This is a genomic window from Lactiplantibacillus sp. 30.2.29, assembly GCF_018991255.1.
GTDB lineage: Bacteria > Bacillota > Bacilli > Lactobacillales > Lactobacillaceae > Lactiplantibacillus > Lactiplantibacillus pentosus.
This window is the reverse complement of record NZ_JAGYGU010000008.1, coordinates 40,500-59,791: the sequence shown is the minus strand read 5'-3', so window position 1 is coordinate 59,791 and position 19,292 is coordinate 40,500. Positions and strand designations below refer to the sequence as shown.

At 47.7% G+C, this 19,292-nt stretch carries 14 protein-coding genes and 1 pseudogene; 14 read left to right on the top strand and 1 reads right to left on the bottom strand.

Translation table 11 applies throughout. The features are described 5' to 3' along the window. Nucleotides 1–851: 851 nt before the first annotated feature. The 3 genes from KGF65_RS05975 to KGF65_RS05965 all read left to right on the top strand — a co-directional run bounded on the left by KGF65_RS05975 (nucleotide 852) and on the right by KGF65_RS05965 (nucleotide 3,817). Nucleotides 852–2,132 (top strand): UDP-N-acetylglucosamine 1-carboxyvinyltransferase, encoded by a 1,281-nt coding sequence (locus KGF65_RS05975; protein ID WP_050337724.1) that lies wholly within the window; start codon nucleotides 852–854, stop codon nucleotides 2,130–2,132. A gap of 29 nt (nucleotides 2,133–2,161) precedes the next feature. Further along, nucleotides 2,162–3,454, top strand: coding sequence for a transcription termination factor Rho (gene rho / locus KGF65_RS05970; protein ID WP_050337723.1), 1,293 nt, complete (start codon nucleotides 2,162–2,164; stop codon nucleotides 3,452–3,454). 117 nt (nucleotides 3,455–3,571) lie between these two features. After that, nucleotides 3,572–3,817: a type B 50S ribosomal protein L31 gene (locus KGF65_RS05965; protein ID WP_003637671.1), complete on the top strand. Its 246-nt coding sequence runs from the start codon at nucleotides 3,572–3,574 to the stop codon at nucleotides 3,815–3,817. Between the two features lie 1,276 nt (nucleotides 3,818–5,093). On the opposite strand, the gene KGF65_RS05960 is transcribed toward KGF65_RS05965, so the two are convergent. Beyond that, complete coding sequence (locus tag KGF65_RS05960) at nucleotides 5,094–6,239, bottom strand: hypothetical protein (protein WP_216748136.1); 1,146 nt, start codon at nucleotides 6,237–6,239, stop codon at nucleotides 5,094–5,096. Nucleotides 6,240–6,655: 416 nt separating this feature from the next. Here KGF65_RS05960 and KGF65_RS05955 point away from each other — a divergent pair, with 416 nt between their 5' ends. The 11 genes and pseudogenes from KGF65_RS05955 to KGF65_RS05910 all read left to right on the top strand — a co-directional run bounded on the left by KGF65_RS05955 (nucleotide 6,656) and on the right by KGF65_RS05910 (nucleotide 19,138). Beyond that, nucleotides 6,656–7,360: a class A sortase gene (locus tag KGF65_RS05955; RefSeq protein ID WP_088770083.1), complete on the top strand. Its 705-nt coding sequence runs from the start codon at nucleotides 6,656–6,658 to the stop codon at nucleotides 7,358–7,360. 108 nt (nucleotides 7,361–7,468) lie between these two features. Then, nucleotides 7,469–8,030 (top strand): annotated as a pseudogene (locus tag KGF65_RS05950) (LemA family protein). An 11-nt stretch (nucleotides 8,031–8,041) separates the two neighbouring features. Continuing rightward, nucleotides 8,042–8,941: a zinc metalloprotease HtpX gene (htpX, locus tag KGF65_RS05945; RefSeq protein WP_003637675.1), complete on the top strand. Its 900-nt coding sequence runs from the start codon at nucleotides 8,042–8,044 to the stop codon at nucleotides 8,939–8,941. Nucleotides 8,942–9,001: 60 nt separating this feature from the next. Then, on the top strand, nucleotides 9,002–9,790 hold the full coding sequence (locus KGF65_RS05940) for a hypothetical protein (protein ID WP_050337716.1): 789 nt from the start codon (nucleotides 9,002–9,004) through the stop codon (nucleotides 9,788–9,790). Nucleotides 9,791–10,236: 446 nt separating this feature from the next. Next, entirely contained in the window at nucleotides 10,237–11,625 is a 1,389-nt protein-coding gene (gene murF, locus KGF65_RS05935) for a UDP-N-acetylmuramoyl-tripeptide--D-alanyl-D-alanine ligase (protein WP_101874079.1), read from the top strand. A 253-nt stretch (nucleotides 11,626–11,878) separates the two neighbouring features. Continuing rightward, on the top strand, nucleotides 11,879–13,459 hold the full coding sequence (locus KGF65_RS05930) for a DEAD/DEAH box helicase (protein WP_101874078.1): 1,581 nt from the start codon (nucleotides 11,879–11,881) through the stop codon (nucleotides 13,457–13,459). A 539-nt stretch (nucleotides 13,460–13,998) separates the two neighbouring features. Beyond that, complete coding sequence (locus tag KGF65_RS17255; RefSeq protein WP_257790725.1) at nucleotides 13,999–14,133, top strand: hypothetical protein; 135 nt, start codon at nucleotides 13,999–14,001, stop codon at nucleotides 14,131–14,133. Between the two features lie 116 nt (nucleotides 14,134–14,249). Further along, a complete protein-coding gene (gene acpS / locus KGF65_RS05925) occupies nucleotides 14,250–14,612 on the top strand; it encodes a holo-ACP synthase (RefSeq protein WP_003637679.1) in 363 nt (120 codons plus the stop codon). Beyond that, on the top strand, nucleotides 14,612–15,739 hold the full coding sequence (gene alr, locus KGF65_RS05920) for an alanine racemase (RefSeq protein ID WP_101874077.1): 1,128 nt from the start codon (nucleotides 14,612–14,614) through the stop codon (nucleotides 15,737–15,739). The genes acpS and alr overlap by 1 nt, the downstream gene beginning before the upstream one ends. Nucleotides 15,740–16,173: 434 nt before the next feature. After that, nucleotides 16,174–16,566 carry a type II toxin-antitoxin system PemK/MazF family toxin gene (locus KGF65_RS05915; RefSeq protein WP_003637688.1) on the top strand — a complete coding sequence of 131 codons (393 nt, stop codon included), beginning with the start codon at nucleotides 16,174–16,176 and terminating at the stop codon, nucleotides 16,564–16,566. 589 nt (nucleotides 16,567–17,155) lie between these two features. Further along, complete coding sequence (locus KGF65_RS05910) at nucleotides 17,156–19,138, top strand: KUP/HAK/KT family potassium transporter (RefSeq protein WP_101874075.1); 1,983 nt, start codon at nucleotides 17,156–17,158, stop codon at nucleotides 19,136–19,138. Nucleotides 19,139–19,292: the final 154 nt, after the last annotated feature.

The following is a 19,292-nucleotide window of genomic DNA, read 5'->3' as shown; positions in this document are numbered from 1 at the left end:
GCAACTTGGATATTACCGAAAACTGGTCTGACCGTTAAATATCAAAATGACTGTCCACTAAGAACCAACGAACAGTTCATCGAAAGTTGAGTTCGCAAATGTCCGCCTTTCGAATACCATCCCGGCTGGAAGGCATTCTGGGCAAGGTCCAGTGGTGAAATTTCACTTAGCAAGCGTTCTTTGCTTGGTTAGTGAAAGACCAGTATTTAAGACGTGGGTTATCGGCTTAAATCTGTGTCCACCACGTTTCCGGCCATTGCCCAGAATGCCTGGAAGCCGGCGTAGGACGCGCCTACCACAGAAAGTTTACGCTAACTCGCACTGTTTCCAGCGGTTTTCAGCTGGCAGCACTTGAACTTATAAACTGGCATGATTTAATCATAATTCATGACAAATTAATTAGCACATTGCGTAGCATGAGGAATGCGAGCCAGCCGTTTGAATGAAACGGAAACATGTCAGTTGGGACTGGAATCAGGCCTGGTACGGTCATCTAGCGAGCTGTAGGATAATTGCATGTCATCGATCACAATACGACTTAACGGCTCGTATAAGCGATTCTAAGCAGTAATACATAGACAGTCGCAGGGCACTAACGCTGTACTGGCAGAGTCTATCATAGACTAAACGGTGACCTAATGTTAGCAATCAAGTGCCATCACAGCCTAAATGTGACTTAATTATGTATCCAAATCATCAATGAAAGCGTTTGAATTAGTTGCTCAGATGATTTTATTGCGTAAAAAGATTACAGTTTCCTGATATTGGTTGTATTTTGGACGGACATTCTTTATTATGGTTAATGATTGTATGATACAGTGTGACACTTATTTAGCGAGGAAAGTTATGTTATGAAAAAAATGATTATCCATGGCGGAAAACGACTTTCTGGGGAATTAACGATCGGTGGCGCAAAAAATAGTACCGTCGCACTGATTCCTGCTGCGATTCTTGCAGACACTCCGGTCCAATTCGATACGGTTCCGCACATTTTAGACGTTCACAATTTACGACTGATTTTAGAGTCAATGAACGTCCATTCCACTTTTGAAAATGATGTTCTAACAATTGATCCAACAAATATTGAAGAATCTGAATTACCAAGTCATGCCATTAAAAGTTTGCGGGCGTCCTACTACTTTATGGGCGCTTTGCTAGGACGGTTCAACCGCGCGACGGTGACCTTCCCGGGTGGTGACAATATCGGGCCACGGCCAATTGACCAGCATATTAAGGGGTTCAAGGCCCTAGGTGCTAATGTGGTTGAAGAAAATGATTCTGTATTCATCTCGACGGGTACGGAAGGCCTTCACGGCGCGCGCATCTTTTTAGATGTGGTTTCGGTTGGTGCGACCATCAATATTATTTTGGCTGCGGTCAAAGCACATGGGACGACCACAATTGAAAATGCCGCCAAAGAACCTGAAATTATTGATTTAGCAACCTTCTTGAACAATATGGGTGCCAAGATTCGCGGCGCTGGTACGGATGTCATTCGGATTGAAGGTGTTCCAGCGTTACATTCGCGGGCGACCCACACGATTATTCCGGACCGCATCGAGACGGGGACTTATTTGTCACTCGCCGCTTCGATTGGGGACGGCATCTTACTGAAGAATGTGATTCCAGAACATATGGAATCATTTACTGCTAAGCTGGTCGAGATGGGCGTTGACCTCCAAATCAATGAAGATAGTATTTACGTGCCACGTGCACAGGATCTAGATCCAATTCGGGTCAAAACGATGACCTATCCAGGCTTCGCAACTGACCTGCAACAACCCATTACGCCGCTATTATTACGGGCGAACGGGAGTAGTGTGGTCATCGACACGATTTACCCACAACGGACTCAACATGTCGCCCAATTACGCAAAATGGGTGCGGATATTCGTGTTCAGGATAACCTGATCGTTGTCGGACATTCCGCACATTTACAGGGTGCACACGTTGAGGCTGGCGAGATTCGGTCTGGAGCAGCATTAATGATTGCTGGTTTGGCCGCAAGTGGCGTTACCGAAATCAGCCGTGCAGACAACATTCTGCGGGGGTATGACCGCGTCATTGATAAGTTGCATACCTTGGGTGCGGATGTTGAAATCGCTGCCGATGAAGAGGTTCCTGAAAAATAACGATAGTCAGCTAAGAAAGAACAGTGGTTATGGAAAAAATTTTAACAATGCACGATCTCGAGCAAATGACGTTAAAAGAAATTTATAACTATGCCCGTGAATACAAAATTTCTTATTATTCGCAAATGAATAAGAAGGAACTCTCACTAGCCGTTCTCCGTGAACAGGACAAAAAGCGCGGATTTGTGCAGATGGAAGGCGTCTTGGAAATTATCAGCCAAGAGGGCTATGGTTTTTTGCGGCCAATTAACTATGGGCCATCGCAGGAAGACATCTATATTTCCCAATCACAAATCCATCGTTTTGGCTTGCGTAATGGGGACTATGTGGCTGGTCAAGCTCGTCCACCACGCCCTAATGAACGTTATTATGGGTTGATGCGAGTTGGAAGTGTGAATGGTAAGGATCCAAATGAGGCCAAGCAACGGCCTCATTTTCCGGCTTTAACGCCCCTTTATCCAGAGACGCAAATCAAATTATCGACAACGGCGTCCGTACTGGCAACTCGGTTGATCGATACCTTTGTGCCAATTGGTTTTGGTCAACGGGGCTTGATCGTTGCGCCACCTAAAGCGGGGAAGACGACGCTATTGAAGAATATCGCCAATGGTATCGTGGCTAATTATCCCGACGCTAAGTTGATCATGTTGCTAATTGATGAACGGCCCGAAGAAGTGACCGATTTGGAACGGTCGATTAAAGGTGAGGTCGTCAGTTCGACGTTTGACCAACAGCCTCAAAACCACGTCCGGGTCGCAGAACTTGTCCTAGAACGGGCACGCCGACTAGTTGAGGATAAGCAGGATGTGATTATCCTACTTGATTCGATTACGCGGCTGACGCGGGCTTATAACTTGGTCATTCCGTCGAGCGGACGGACCTTATCGGGTGGGGTCGATCCCACGGCGTTCTATAAACCGAAACGTTTCTTTGGCTCTGCACGGAACATCGAGGAGGGCGGTAGTCTCACGATTTTAGGGACGGCCTTGGTCGATACCGGTAGCCGGATGGACGATATGATTTATGAAGAATTCAAAGGGACCGGGAACTCAGAATTACAATTATCTCGTGAACTCGCTGAACGGCGGGTCTTCCCAGCGCTAGACTTGAAACAATCTAGCACCCGGAAGGAAGAATTGCTCGTGAGTCGGAAGAATTTGGAACCGGTCTGGCAGATTCGGCGTTCAATGACCGGCAATGCGCTTGAATACACCGAACAACTCTTACAATTCTTGAAGAATACGAAGACGAATGCTGAATTTTTACGCGATTTATCGGGTTTGAAATTCACAGGGCAGTCAACCCGGCGGCCACGGCGCTAGTCCAGTCCTTTTAGTGGTTGACGGGGCCTAGTCATTCGTGATAACATGTTTATCGTTGGTTAAAACTATGATAATCTCTGTTTCAGCAAATGATTCAGGGCAAAGGAGCGAAATACAATGCAAAAAGGAATTCATCCAGATTACCACTTAGTTGTGTTCCAAGACTCAACTACTGGTTTTAAGTTCATCTCTGGTTCAACAGCTACTTCAGCAGAAACTGTTGAATGGGAAGATGGTAACACTTACCCATTGATCCGTGTTGAAATTACTTCAGATTCACATCCATTCTACACTGGTAAGCAAAAGTTTACCAAGGCCGATGGTGCGGTCGATCGTTTCAACAAGAAATACGGTCTCAAATAAGCAAACAATTAATTGGCGTTCTGACTTCGGTTGGGGCGTCTTTTTTTGTTGCCTGAAATGGTTGGGGCTGGATAATATGACGATAAAGTGTCACAGAAAGTTAGCTGTTGGGTCGTGGCCCAATAATTGGTGCAGATACTCAGAGATATGGGAGAGATGTTATGAACGCATTGTGCTGGTTATTCTTCAGCATTATAGATGATTAAATCGTGCTAGTTGGTGGATTCCTGTTCGTCAGCCGATGCGCGTCTTAGTCCGACTTCCGGGGCCGGCTGACAACGCTGGAACAGGGCGGACATCGATTTGAACTCACGCAGCAACCCACTGCGCAATTTCAAATACGAGTCTTCTTCTAGCCCGGGAAATTCACCCGGACAAGAAGAATTTCGCCCTTGAGCATTGTCAGCCAGCCCCTACAGTCGGGAAACCGCTCGAATGGCAGATGAACGACCACCTATCTTGGTGCAATTGACCACTGAATATTTAAGTGTCTGGTCCTTCAGACAAAGGCTTAATTTGTAACGTTGATGCCTGACGACGTTTTAGTACTGAGAAGATTACTGAATATGATTCACTAATTTCAATGACACTAAATTCAACGGACACTAGTCTTGAATTTAGACGATAAAATTACTTGCGTTGATAATTTGACATTCCGCTATCTTAAATGGCTAGGGAAAGTTCTAACACATTCAGTGCAGCTACTAGTCAGAAGCTTTGAAGCATGAGAAAAAAGTTTGGCTATTGTTAGAACCAGTCTGACAGTTGAATATCAAAATGTCCGTGTACCAAGCAACCAACGACTAATCCAACAAAAAGTTGGGTCCACCCATGTCTGCCTTTCGAATGCATCCCGGCTGGAAGGTATTCGGGGCAAGGCCCAGTGGTGAAATTTCACTTAGCAAGCGTTTTGTGCTTGGTTAGTGCAAGACCAGTATTTAAGACGTGGGTTGTCGGCTTAAATCTGTGTCCACCACGTTCCGGCCATTGCCTAGAATGCCTGGAAGCCGGTGTAGGACGCGCCTACCACAGAAAGTTTACAGTAACTCGCCTTGTTTTCCAGCGATTCTAAGCTGGCTGTTTTTGAACTTGGAATAGCATGATTCATGACAAATTAACTATCACAATGAGCATTATGAAGATCAAAGTAAGATTGGTGGGTGATTCCGCAGTCCTAACCATTCCTAAAGTATTCAATATTGAAAAGGATGCAGAATTTGAAGCTGAACAACCCCAAATAACCCGCCCAAGTTCTCACAAACTCGGGCGGGTTATATCAGTTTAAGCAGTACCGCATGATGGCGAGAGCGGCAGTTTCGACGGGCATCCGGTCAGCTGGGATGATGCGAATCTGGCCATTCATTGCCATCACCACATCGACGAGGTCATCGATTAGGTTATCCGGTGCGGCGACGGGATCGGGTTGTTCGACGGTGGTTGTTGGCAGACCACCAGCGACATTCGCGTCAGCTGCAACGATCAAGGTGTCGATGCGACCGCTGAGTGCGGGTTTGATCATGTCGAAGGGATCGTCAATGGCGAGTTGCCGTGATTGGGCCTGGTCGTAGCGCTCCATCATGATGTCGGCGAGCTGCGTATGCCACTTAGTCTGAACTGGTTCAGTGGCCGTTTGCATGGCACCTAACGTTAAGTTGCTTGGCGATTTATCAATCATCAAGTGTTGCGACAAGTACGGGTTCTTGTTGATTGCCCGAAAGACAGCTTGATTATGCGGCAAGCCCATCAAAATCAGTGGGCGTTGTGTCCGTTGTGAGTAGGCTTGGACATAGGTTGCAACTTGTTGGTAATAGTTGCGCTGGTCAATATCGCGCTCTTCGGCTTTGGCGTTGTGGCCGTGATAGTTCGCGCCGTGGACCGGACTCGCGTTGAAATTCAGGTCACCGCCGCGCTTTTCAGTACCCAGTGCTTCTGTCAAAGTTCGAGGGGCATCCGCGGGCAGCTCGATTTCAATGAAGCGACCGTCACGTTGTGCATAGAGTGCCATGCTATCTTCGTTAAGCGCTAACAAATCAAAATCAAATTGATGTTGACGGTCGGCGAGCACCGGACGAATCGCAGGCATACTATTGACGATAACTTGATTTTCGGTTGGGTATTGCAGGTCAAAGACGTGTAAATCGCGGCCGTTGGTAATAATCCCCGTTTGAGGCCCCGTGTGTTGAAGCCAAAAAGCGTTATCATCGATCAGTTGGGTCAACTGTTGCTGATAAGGCGCAAAGTCTGTCTTGGGAAAGTGGTGGGCCATCTGGGTTTCAGCGTCGTTAATTAATTGTTTGAATTGTAAGCGGCGGCGGTTCAGGTCGTTCATGACAACGGCCGTATTGCCATAGATTGCAATGAAGGGGCCGTCGTCGCGCTGTTGCATCAGTTGAGTGAGATCGTTTTTAACCATCGTTTCCATAGGTCCAACCTGCTTTCTGTATTTGATAAGCCTAGCATACCAAGGATTGGATTATTAACGCAAATATTATGATTATAATAAGTTGAAATGCGAATCGAGGCGGCTCAGGTTGCATTGTCAGCTGACGGTTGGTCAACCAGTGTTCAACTATTTGCGATGAAGGCAGTTAGTACACTGATGTCATTGCCGTTCAGCTGATTTCAGACTGATGAGTGAAGCACGTAAGGGTAGGTGAATCGCACTGATTTAAGTGCAGTTTTGACCACGCGACTTAGTCTGATAACCCTGACGGAGGTGCAATTCCGTTTAAGTTGACGCAACTTAACGAATTCGGGGCTTTATTCTGTGCGGCAATTAAGGTATATTTACCCTAAGGCCTTTGATAAAGGGCGTAAACAAATTAGGAGGCGGGATTAATGAAGTCCAAGCAACATCCCGGGTTAAAGTGGTTAGGTCGGGGCGTCTTTGTCCTGCTAGTGTTAGTGTCGTTGGCGCTGATTTTTAATGAGCAGATCAAGAGTTGGTTGGTCAGTTCATATTCACCAACGGTCACGACCAAAACGGTCAAACAGAATGCTAAGAAAAAGAGTGATTTCAACTTTTCAAAAGTTAAATCGTTGGACTTTCAAACGGTCGCGAAAGCCCGCATGAATAAGAACGCGATTCACGTGATTGGTTCGATTGCGATTCCGTCCATTGATTTATACTTACCGATTGGAAATGGTGTCAGCAACGAGACGCTCGCCTTAGCCGCGGGAACGATGAAGGCTGATCAAAAGATGGGACAGGGGAACTACGCACTGGCCGGTCACCATATGATCAAGCACGGCGCTCTATTTAGCCCACTCTATTACAAGAGTAAGGTTGGTCAAATGATTTATGTCAGTGATGCGAAGAAGATTTACGCTTACAAGACGAGTCAACGGACCTTTATTAAGGCGACGGATGTCCAAGTGATCGATGACGTGCCCGGCAAAAAGCTGATTACGTTGATTACGTGTGACAAGACCGGAGCGGGCCGACTGATGATTCGCGGAACGTATGTCCAAAAATGGTCGTTCAAGTCGGCACCGGCTCAGGTTCAGAAGGCCTTTACAAGTCATTTTAACAACAAATATTAACAATTATTACAATTTGAGGGTATCGATACCGTCCGAGTGAATTTCACGGTACAATATAACTTAAGTTAATCTGTTTCAGGTTGATCTAAATTTAGAGGGGGTCTATTGATGGTTGGTTTAATTATCGTGGCGGTCATTTTAGTTTTGATCGCAATCTACGTGGTTATTTATAACGGCTTAGTGAAGTCGCGGATGTATACGCAGGAAGCCTGGAGTCAAATCGACGTGCAACTCAAACGGCGGACGGATTTGATTCCTAATCTGGTCAATACGGTCAAGGGCTATGCCAAGCATGAAAAAAGCACTTTGGCTGAGGTCATTTCGTTACGGAACCAATTAACGCAAGTTCCAAGTGGCGATCACCAACAGGCCATGGCAGTTTCGGATCAATTAACAAATTCGTTGAAGAGTATCTTTGCTTTAGCTGAAAGTTATCCTGATTTGAAAGGCGAACCAAGAATTTGGCAAGCTGATGGAAGAGTTAACGAATACTGAAAATAAGATTGCGTATTCACGGCAATTATTTAACTCGAGTGCCGCTAGTTATAACATGAAGTTACAACAATTCCCATCCAATATCATTGCGGGAATTCATCACTTTAAGGACGTTGAATTCTTAACGGCCCCTGAAGCTGAAAAAGCAGCACCAACTGTTTCATTTGAAGATTAGAGGTTACGCCCATGTTATTTGAGCAAATTGCCCGCAACAAGCGGCACACGGTATACGTGATGGCCGCTTTTGTCGTTTTACTGGCCGTCATCGGCCTCGCTGTGGGCTATGTCTTTTTCAACAGTTCGCTGGCTGGACTGATCATTGCCATGATTGCGGCCGGCTTTTATATGTTACTCATGATTAGTCAGTCGACGGACATCGTCATGAATATGAATCATGCGCGTGAGTTACATCATGCGGACGATGATCCTGAGTTATGGCACATCGTCGAAGACATGGCACTAGTGGCTAAAGTACCGATGCCACGCGTATTTATCATTGACGATGAGAGCCCCAATGCGTTTGCGACCGGCAATAATCCGGAACACGCTGCGGTCGCGGTCACTACTGGGATTCAGGCTCGGTTGAATCGTGAAGAGATGGAAGGCGTGATTGGCCACGAGATGAGTCACGTGCGTAATTACGACATTCGCTTACAGACGATTGCACTGGCCTTAACGGCGGCCATTAGCCTGTTAGTCAACTGGGGCATGAATGCCTTTTGGTGGGGCGGTGGTCGGCGCAGTCGTGATAATGATCGCGATAGTAACGGCGCCCAAGCCCTATTGATGGTGCTTGCCGTGGTCGTTATCATTCTGGCTCCGTTAGCCGCTAGTCTGGTGCAGATGGCCCTGTCGCGGAACCGTGAATACTTGGCGGACGCGGGTAGTGTTGAACTCACGCGTAATCCACTGGGCCTGATCAATGCGTTAGAAAAAATCGACGACAGTCAGCCGATGCAACAAGCGGATCCTAGCAGTGCCGCGTTGTATATCTCCGACCCGTTCAAGGCTAAGAAATCATGGACGCACCTTTTTGAGACGCACCCACCGATGGCTGACCGAATCGCCCGCCTAAAAAATATGTAATAAAAAAATGCGCTGAGGTTAATAACGGCTTATAATAAAACTAAATAGAAAGTTGAAAGAGTGAGACGGTTGCAACGCAAATATATTTACGCCAATTTGGAAAAACTGGATAATCTTGTCTTTGCCTATGGAATCGACCAGAGCGATTTTGTACACGGTATTAAGCGGCTCCCAGCGAACTTAGTTTCGTTAGTGGGCGTTGATGACAACGAACATGCGGTCAATGCCCATACCGGATTGAACGTCATTAATGATGAAAATGAAATTCGGCGTTACATGCTCCAAAGTCACTCGTTACCCGTTAAGTGGCTGGACTATGATGAGGTCGGTGACTTAGACTTTCTAACGGCCACCGAAATTGCCGAATTGCTCTATTTAGGCCACATGGATCGGCCAATTCGGTCACCATTCAATTATAAGTTGCGCAATCGCTACGTTTTCTTGGAGCAGCGCAACGGTGGTATCAAGCTATACTTCTATTATATTTCGGCGTTCAGCCATATTTTGAGTGCCGCAATCGTTCGCCACACGTTGGCTGCTTACCGCGGTCGGCGGATGTTCATGCGTTCGCTCAGCGTTCCTCGAGTTCCCGAAGCAATTTTAAAGCAGTTAGTCGCGTTGATGCCAGATGGACTGTTCATTTATTTTGATCAGTCGATGGTTCGCCAACGCCAATTGCTAGTGCCTGTGCATACGGAGACGACGGGGAATGAGATCGAAGTCTTTGACCCAGCGCGGGGCGGAGAGAATCGACGGACCCATAACGTGGCCACACTCAAGTTCAACTTGAACTCTGGCACCTGGGCGCTACAAGTTCATGATGAGACGGCCTTTGAGCCACACTTATAGTGATCAGTTAATTGGTAGCTGTGAAGCCTGGTCAGTGTGAGGCTAAGAGTTGCCAGCAGTACACCAGTATCGGTCGGGCGGATGCGCTATGACAGCTATTCGTAGGTCAGCGGGCCAACCACCAGCGACCACGCATACGCTATTGTGGCAACAAGTCGTCAGCGGCGGTCCAGGCAGCTCGTCTGGATGCTCGCAGATTAAAACAGTAATATGATTCAATTAAAAAGTTGATTATGAACGCCCTGCTAAGTCTTAGCGGGCGTTTTTGGGCTAGACGCTCAAACCGAATTGTCGCCTAATTCAGCCTGACCGTAGAGTACCCGTAGTCAAAGTGGTATAATTTTATTGCGCGTAGCTTGAATTGGGGCTACGATTCGAGCAAGTGGAACCTTAGTCAGAAGTTGGTGGCCGAACAGTGGTCACCATGAATGGAGAGTTTAATCGATATGAAGATGCAAGTTGCCGAAATTGCCAAGGCCGTTGAAGCGGTCAATGCCGAACAGGCTTGGCCCGACGTCAATGTAACGGGAGTGGCGTTTGATAGCCGGCACCTGCAAGCGGGGGATTTATTCATACCGCTGATGGGTGCCAATGATGGTCATCAATATATTCAAAGTGCAATCGAGCACGGGGCCGTTGCGACCTTATGGGCCAGCGACCACGCCGACAATGTTCCTGAAAGTATCCCGGTGATTATGGTCGCCGACACGTTGACCGCGTTACAACAACTGGGTCAGTATTACTTACAAAAAATCAATCCGAAGGTCGTCGCCGTGACGGGCAGTAATGGGAAGACTACGACCAAGGACATGATTGCCAGTGTGCTGAGTACGCAGTTTAACGTCACCAAAACGCATGCGAACTTCAATAACCAGATTGGGGTGCCGGTCACTTTACTTAGTATGGAACCTAACACCGAGGTCGTAGTGGTCGAAATGGGCATGGACCATTTTGGCGAGCTCGACTTTCTCAGCCGCTTAGTCCAACCAGATGTTGCGGTGATTACGATGATTGGTGAAGCGCACATTGAATTCTTCGGCACGCGTGACCGGATTGCGGATGCCAAGTTAGAAATCGTCCACGGACTCAAAGAAGATGGGACCTTCATCTTTAATGGTGATGAACCGCTATTACAAGAACGGGCGAAAGAAGTGAGTCAACATCAACGGACCTTTGGACTAGATGCGACGAACACCTTAGCAGGTAGTGAAATCACGACCAGTCGCGCTCAGACACAGTTCAAAGCGAGCTTGTGGCCGGATGCAACTTACACGATTCCAATGATGGGTGCCTACAACGTCAACAATGCCTTGGCTGCACTCTTAGTTGGTGATACGTTCCATATTCGACCAGCTGCTGCCCAACAAGCTATTGCGAGCTTCGTGCCAACTGAGAATCGGACGGAATGGCTGACGGGTGAACGTGGCGAAGCCATTTTGAGTGATGTTTATAATTCCAACCCAACTGCTGCGCGGCGCGTATTAGCCGCATTCGCAGCCGTTCCGACCAAGGGCAAGCGCATCGCCGTTTTAGGAGACATGCTTGAATTGGGTGACCAATCGGACGCATTGCACATGAGTCTGGCAAGCGAATTAGATCCTGCCACGATTCAAAGTGTGTACTTGAATGGTGAACACATGCGGGCCTTGGCGGAAGTTTTGCAAGACAAGTACCCGGCTGGTAGTATCCACTACTACGCGACGGCTCAACAGCCGCAACTGATTGACGCCTTAACGGCAGCGGTTGAAGCTGATGATCAAGTCCTATTGAAGGGGAGTCACGGCATTCATCTCGAAAATGTCTTGGCTGCCTTGCAAGCCGCACCTGAAAAATAAAATTTTAACCATTTAAATTAAGAGGCCCTCGCGGTGACTAGGTAATGGTGACGCTAACATGAATTTTGACACGTCATTTCAACGCTTATCATTGCGGGGGCCTTGCTTGCTTATTTAGAATAACCGGTGTATGATGATTCAGTTGTACCATTTGAAAGTCAGACCGTTGGCTTACATGACAGCGTCTCACGGGAAACGGATTTTTTCCTAGCTGTCAGTAATCCCATGGTGTCATCCTTAGGAGGAAACATATTTGAAGTTTACAGAACTAGGCTTATCCGATAGCCTACTTAAAGCAGTTCAGCGGGCCAGCTACGAAGAAGCGACCCCGATTCAAGCCGAAACCATTCCAATGGTGCTAGAAGGCAAAGATGTGATTGGCCAAGCACAAACCGGTACTGGGAAGACCGCCGCGTTTGCATTGCCAATCTTACAACGCTTGGATTTTAACAACCATAACATTCAAGCTTTGGTAGTTTCACCAACGCGTGAATTAGCCATCCAAACTCAGGAAGAAATCTTCCGTTTAGGTAAAGACGAACGGGCCAAGGTCCAAGTCGTTTACGGTGGTGCTGATATTCGGCGCCAAATCAGAAATCTGAAACAAAATCCTCAAGTTATCGTAGGGACACCTGGTCGATTACTTGACCACATTCGTCGTGGAACGGTCAAATTAGACCACGTCAAGATGTTAGTTCTTGACGAAGCTGACGAAATGTTAAACATGGGTTTCTTGGAAGACATCGAATCAATCATCAAACAAGTGCCGGATGAACGTCAAACAATGCTGTTCTCCGCAACGATGCCACCAGAAATCAAACGGATTGGTGTGCAGTTCATGAAGGAACCGCACCACGTTAAGATCAAGTCGAAAGAAATGACTGCCGACACGGTCGATCAATATTACGTTAAGGCCAAAGAATTTGAAAAGTTCGACATCATGACTCGGTTATTCGATGTTCAGGCACCTGAACTCACCATCGTGTTTGGTCGGACCAAGCGCCGGGTCGACGAATTATCTAAGGGTCTTGAAGCACGTGGTTACAACGCTGCTGGGATTCATGGTGATTTAAGTCAACAACGGCGGACGCAAATCATGCGTCAATTCAAGGCTGGTAAGTTGGATATCTTAGTTGCGACTGACGTGGCTGCCCGGGGACTAGACGTTTCTGGTGTGACCCACGTGTACAACTATGATATTCCACAAGATCCTGACAGTTATGTTCACCGGATTGGCCGGACTGGCCGGGCCGGACATAAAGGGGTCTCATTGACCTTCGTCACACCAAACGAAATGGAATATTTGCGGGTCATCGAAAAGTTGACCAAGAAGCGGATGTTACCATTGAAGCCACCAACTGAATCCGAAGCTTTTGCTGGCCAATTGGCTGCTGCTGAAGCGGACGTTGATACGTTGGTTGCGAAGACTTCAACTGATAAGTACGCCACACAAGCTGCTGAACTCTTGCAGAAGTATGATGCAACGGACTTAGTTGCGGCCTTGTTAAATGATTTGACCAAGGACGATGCTTCTGCCGTTCCTGTTAAGATTACCCCAGAACGGCCATTACCTCGTCATAAGGGCGGCGGTAACAACCGTCGTGGTGGTTATCGTGGCGGTAACCGTGGCCGGAACAACAGCCATGGCAACGGCCGTGGTGGCTACTCACACAATGGTCGTAATCGCGATCGTGACCGCAATGGTCGTGGCGATCGTAAGAGCAACGGTTACAAGAGTCGTAGCCGTGACGACAACCGGAGCAACAACCGGAATCATGATGATGGTCGTAAGCAAAGCAGTAAGCGGAGCTACACGATCCGGACTAATGATTAAAGTCAACTCACAAATTAAATCGGCTTAATGTTCCGTTAAGCCCAAAGGTCGAGCGCAGGCTCGGCCTTTTTTGTTGGCATTAATGCTAAAATCGAATGAGGGACGCAACGGTATTGGATATAGTGGCTGACTGCGATGACCGGCGTCTTCTAAATTTTAATCTGTAGACAACGATTACTCATGTTGACGTGAAAAGATTGCGTGCACTGCCCCTTTTATCCAACCGGTAGCTGTGGTAAATTGGAAACATCAACCTGAAGCGACGGAATTGGGCAGTTTTTTCGTTAGGCTGCTTGCTGTGCGCAAATTCAAAAATGTGAAGTGGATGGCATGTTCGTCAGCCGGTGAGGGGTCCTAATCCGACCTCCAGGGCTGGCTGACAACGCTGGAACAGGGCGGACATCGATTTGAACTCACGCAGAAAAGCACTGCGCAATTTCAAATACGAGTCTTCTTTTAGCCCGGGAAATTCACCCGGACAATAAGAATTTCGCCCTTGAGCATTGTCAGCCAGCCCTTCCAGTCGGGAAGCCACTCGAATGGCGGATGAACGGCCACCTATCTTGGTGCAATTGACCATCGATATTAGGCGACTGGTCTTTCAGGCAAACTTTGAAATAATATTTATGATGATTTATGATATTCGAATGTCGACAGGATTAGCTGAAGATTAGTGCCTAATTCAATGGAAGCTGGCCGCCTTTGACTTTAAGTATTGAAATAGAATTCAACTGGTGGATTGCCGTTGATACAATGAATCATGTTAATGAGTAAAAGAGGGGGGATCAGCGTGATTTATGGGACCGGGATCGATTTAACTGAGCTAAGTCGGATTCAAACGATTTTGGCGAAGGGATTGAAGCTACCTGAAAAGGTCCTCACTCCCGCTGAACAAGCGGTGTTTGCACGTTACCCGCTAAAACGGCAAATTGAATTTTTAGCAGGACGTTTTTCAGCCAAGGAAGCCTACAGTAAGGCGTACGGGACTGGCATTGGCGCTGCAGTTGGGTTTCAAGATATTGAAATTTTAGATAATCAGCATGGCAAACCTGAGATTACGCGGCATCCATTTGATGGGCCGGCCTGGGTCTCAATTTCGCATACGGATACGTTCGTCATGACACAAGTTATATTGGAAAGAGGCAATTTGTGATGGTTGTAATTGGGGAACACCGCCACACGCAAGTCACAGTTGATTTGCAGGCAATTAAGACAAATATTAGTGCAGAAATGGCGCAAAAGGATGAGCTAACGGAACTCTGGGCAGTTGTTAAAGCCAATGGTTACGGCCACGGCATCATCCAAGTGGCACAGGCAGCTAAGGAAGCCGGTGCGACTGGTTTTTGTGTCGCTATTTTGGATGAAGCACTGGCCTTGCGGGCTGCTGGGCTCACCGAACCCATCTTAGTGTTGGGCATTACAGAACCTGAATTTGCACCGCTAGCGGCAGAAAAAGACATCTCGCTCGCAGTGGGAACGCAGGAGTGGCTCAAAACAGCGGCCGCAATTTTGACGGCTAACGAGGTCGTCACACCGTTACACGTTCACCTGGCACTAGATACTGGTATGGGCCGCATCGGCTTTCAAACGCCTGCCGAATTAGCTCAGGCGGTCGCAGCACTTCGCCAGTCGAAGTCACCCTTTGATTTTGAAGGTATCTTTACGCACTTTGCCACGGCGGACCAAGCCGATGACACGTACTTTACGCACCAATTGAACCAGTGGAAGAAGCTGATTGCGGCAGTGGATGAACTGCCAAAGTATGTGCATGTTTCGAATTCTGCGACGAGTTTGTGGCATCAGGCTTGCAACGGTAATATGGTTCGGTTTGGTGTGGCCTTATATGGACTGAACCCGTCTGGCCGGGAACTCAGCACCCCATACCCACTGCATCCAGCACTGTCTCTGACCGCTCAGTTGACGTTTGTGAAGCGGCTTGCTCGCGGTAAATCAGTGAGTTATGGCGCCACGTATACGGCTGACCAGGATGAATGGATCGGGACGGTGCCAATTGGGTACGCTGACGGTTATGAACGCCGACTCCAGGGCTTTCACGTCTTAGTTGATGGCGAATTTTGTGAAATCGTTGGGCGGGTCTGCATGGACCAGTTAATGGTTCGGTTACCCCATGAGGTTCCTGTCGGTGCCAAGGTAACGCTAGTTGGGACGGATGGCGATAACACGATTACGTTACAAGATATTGCGGATTACTGTGGCACGATTCACTACGAAATTGCCTGTGGACTTGCCACACGGGTGCCACGCGTTTACATTGATTAGACTAACATTTAAGATATTAAAATCGAAATACCGCTGACAACTCAGTGAATATTGGTTTCAGAAAGTCGCGCTGACTTTTTGGAGCCTTTTTAATTAATTAGGGAATCAGGATTATGGGTGACTATTCGGGCATCCTGTGCTGACTGCCAACGTTTGCAGAAATGCCTGGAAATCAGTGCAGGACGAACCAATCAGTGCAGGTTTATACTGACTTGCTCTGATTTTTGCGGGCTGTGTTTGACATTAAATCACTAGAAAAATCTACTTCGGTAACACCCTCTAGACATAAGGTGAGGCCATTTCTACCAATTAGTCTTTGGATTAAATTGGTAAACGGTTGCTAAAAGTGAATGATTCATGCTATCATGAGTAGCAAGATAGTTATATTGGGGCACTATCAGTTATCTGGGTATCGAATAAAGGGAGATGAGGCGATGGCTGCAGCTGACATTAAGCGTGGTGATATTTTCTATGCAGATTTATCACCAGTCGTGGGCTCCGAACAGGGGGGCATGCGCCCAGTGCTAATCGTACAAAATAATGTCGGTAACCATTACAGTCCCACGGTGATTGTTGCAGCAATTACTGCCAAGGTTCAAAAAGCGAAAATGCCCACCCACGTGAACATTAACGCTGCCCATACGGGGATTGAAAAAAATTCGGTTGTATTGTTAGAGCAAATTCGAACGATTGATAAGCAACGGCTTAAAGATCGGGTCACGCACTTGGATGACCAAACGATGCGCCGAGTTGATAATGCGTTACAAATTAGTATCGGGTTAGCTGACCGAACACGACGACGGCCACAACGCACGTTCCAATCATAGTCAATCGATGGGGATAAATTATTTACATAATTGAGCTATTTCGGTGCGATGACCGAGGTTAATAATGCGGACCACTGATTCAGAGTAATTGCTGAATCAGTGGCCTTTTTTGGCTAGCACTATAATTTTTGGCGTCGATGGGTCACTTGTTTTGAGACGCTTTTTTATGTTGGCGTGATAATAGTTGTTGGCAATCAAGTAAAAATCTTGGTCACTGACGGCGGCTACTTTCGTTCTCCGTTGACTGTTGCTGGTAATCCGGTTTGGAACTACCGCTGATTGTCGCATTTTGATAGTGAGGTCGGTTAAATCACGCCATCCAGTTAGTCTGAGCATGCTAGTCACACTTGCAAATTTAACCAGCGAATCAGCTTGAGCTCAAAAGGCTACTGACCAAACTAACGGGCAAATTAGTCATCATTCAGTCCCATCGCCGTAGCAACTGCCCACCGACTGCCGGCTAGCCACCGAGCCTTGAATAGCGATTGCGTTATGGTTGCCTTTTCACTAGGCGTTAGGTAAGCTAATTGGACCCACAGTACGGAACCAATTAGTCACCCGCAAATGGTGTAGAAAGGATGGGCGAATCATGAGTAAGCAGACGCAGTTAAGTAAGCGCCGCGCCGCCGGTCTGTTAGTGGCGATGGGCGTGGTATATGGCGATATTGGGACTAGTCCCCTCTACGTGATGAAGGCAATCGTGACCGGCCAAGGCGGTCTTCAAGCCGTTGATGAAACTTTTATGTTAGGGGCGGTCTCGTTGGTGTTTTGGACGATGACGCTGCTAACAACGGTCAAATACGTGATGATTGCGCTCAATGCGGATAATCATGGTGAAGGTGGTATTTTCTCCCTATTCGCATTAGTTCGGCACCGGGCCCGCTGGTTGGTGGTACCGGCGATGATTGGTGGTGCCGCACTATTAGCCGATGGGGCATTGACCCCCGCGGTGACGGTGACGACGGCCATTGAAGGCTTGCGTGATGTGCCAGCTTACGTGCAACTCTTTGGGACGGGCCAGCAAGCCATCATTATCATCACGTTGGCGATTATTACGGGCTTGTTCATGTTGCAACGTTTCGGCACCAATACGATTGGTAAATTATTTGGACCCATCATGCTCGCTTGGTTCACTTTTCTAGGCCTGAGCGGGCTTCTGAACTTGACGCACGATTGGACGATTTTGCGGGCACTTAATCCTTACTATGCCGGTATGTTACTGATTAGTCCAGCCAATAAAGTCGGCATTTTGATCTTAGGGAGCGTCTTTCTGGCAACGACGGGGGCGGAGGCGTTGTATAGCGACCTCGGGCATGTCGGTAAGACCAATATTCGGTTGAGTTGGCCGTATGTCAAAATCTGCTTACTGTTGAGCTACTTCGGACAAGCCGCTTGGATTTTGGGCCCCGGACAGGCACGGCAGGGTAACGTTAATCCGTTTTTTGCTATGTTACCAGCTAATTTGACGATGGCTGCCGTTATTTTTGCGACGGTCGCTGCGATTATTGCGTCGCAGTCACTGATTAGCGGGTCGTTTACCCTGGTCAGCGAGGCGATTCGGCTCAAGTTGTTCCCACGACTGTTCACCACTTATCCCGGAAATGCGGTCGGTCAGATGTATCTGCCAGCCGTCAACTGGGGTCTCTGGGTCGTGACGAGTTCGCTCGTGCTGTTCTTTCAAACTAGTGAAAAGATGGAAGCCGCCTATGGATTAGCAATTACACTGACGATGCTCATGACCACGACACTGATTTACGCCTATATGCGCCAAAAACGAGTGCCGATTCTCGGTGCCGGCAGTCTGACCGCTTTCTTTGCGGTGATCGAAGGCATCTTCTTAGTAGCTAGTGCCGCCAAATTTTGGCACGGAGGCTATGTGGCTGTCGGGCTGGCGCTATTGATTTTCTTAGTGATGGCCATCTGGTATCGCGGTGAACAACTGGTGAAGCAGCACAGCCAACCGCTCAGCCTGAGTCAGTACAAGCCGCAGCTGGCCCGTTTGCGTGATGACCAAACAATCGATAAGTTCCAAACCAATGTCGTCTTCTTAACGAGCCGCATGGACGGGGACCAATTGGAGCGGCAGGTCTTGTATTCGATTCTGGACAAGTGGCCCAAACGTGCGGATGTCTACTGGTTCGTCAACGTCACGATTACCGATGAGCCGTATACCGCTGAATACAAGGTCGATACGCTCGCCACTGATTACGTGGTGATGGTTAAACTCTACCTGGGATTCCGCGTCCGCCAGGATATCAACCGCTACCTGCGCACGATCGTCCGTGATTTGATGGCTTCAGGACGGCTAGCCTCACAGGAACAGACGTATTCGGTGACACCGGGACGTGACGTGGGCGATTTCCGCTTCGTCATCATTGAGGAAAAGTTAACGAATAGTAGCCGGTTATCCCGATTAGACCGGTGGGTGCTCGAAACTAAGTTGGCGATCAAGAAATACGCGACGACGCCTGCCAAATGGTTTGGCTTGGAATTTTCAGAAGTCACCGTGGAGACCGTCCCGATTTTGTTCAGTGAGATTCCCGCATTGCCGATTACGGAGAAACAATCCTAGGGGGGCGCTCATTTTATTTTAATTTAAACGGTGCTTTTTACAGCCATCTAAATTGCGCTTAGCCTAAATAAAATGGCTTGTGTCAGCTGATAACTGAATGATTGCGATTGTCCCACGCCTAAACTTTGATTTAAAAATTAAGTTGACAAGTGTG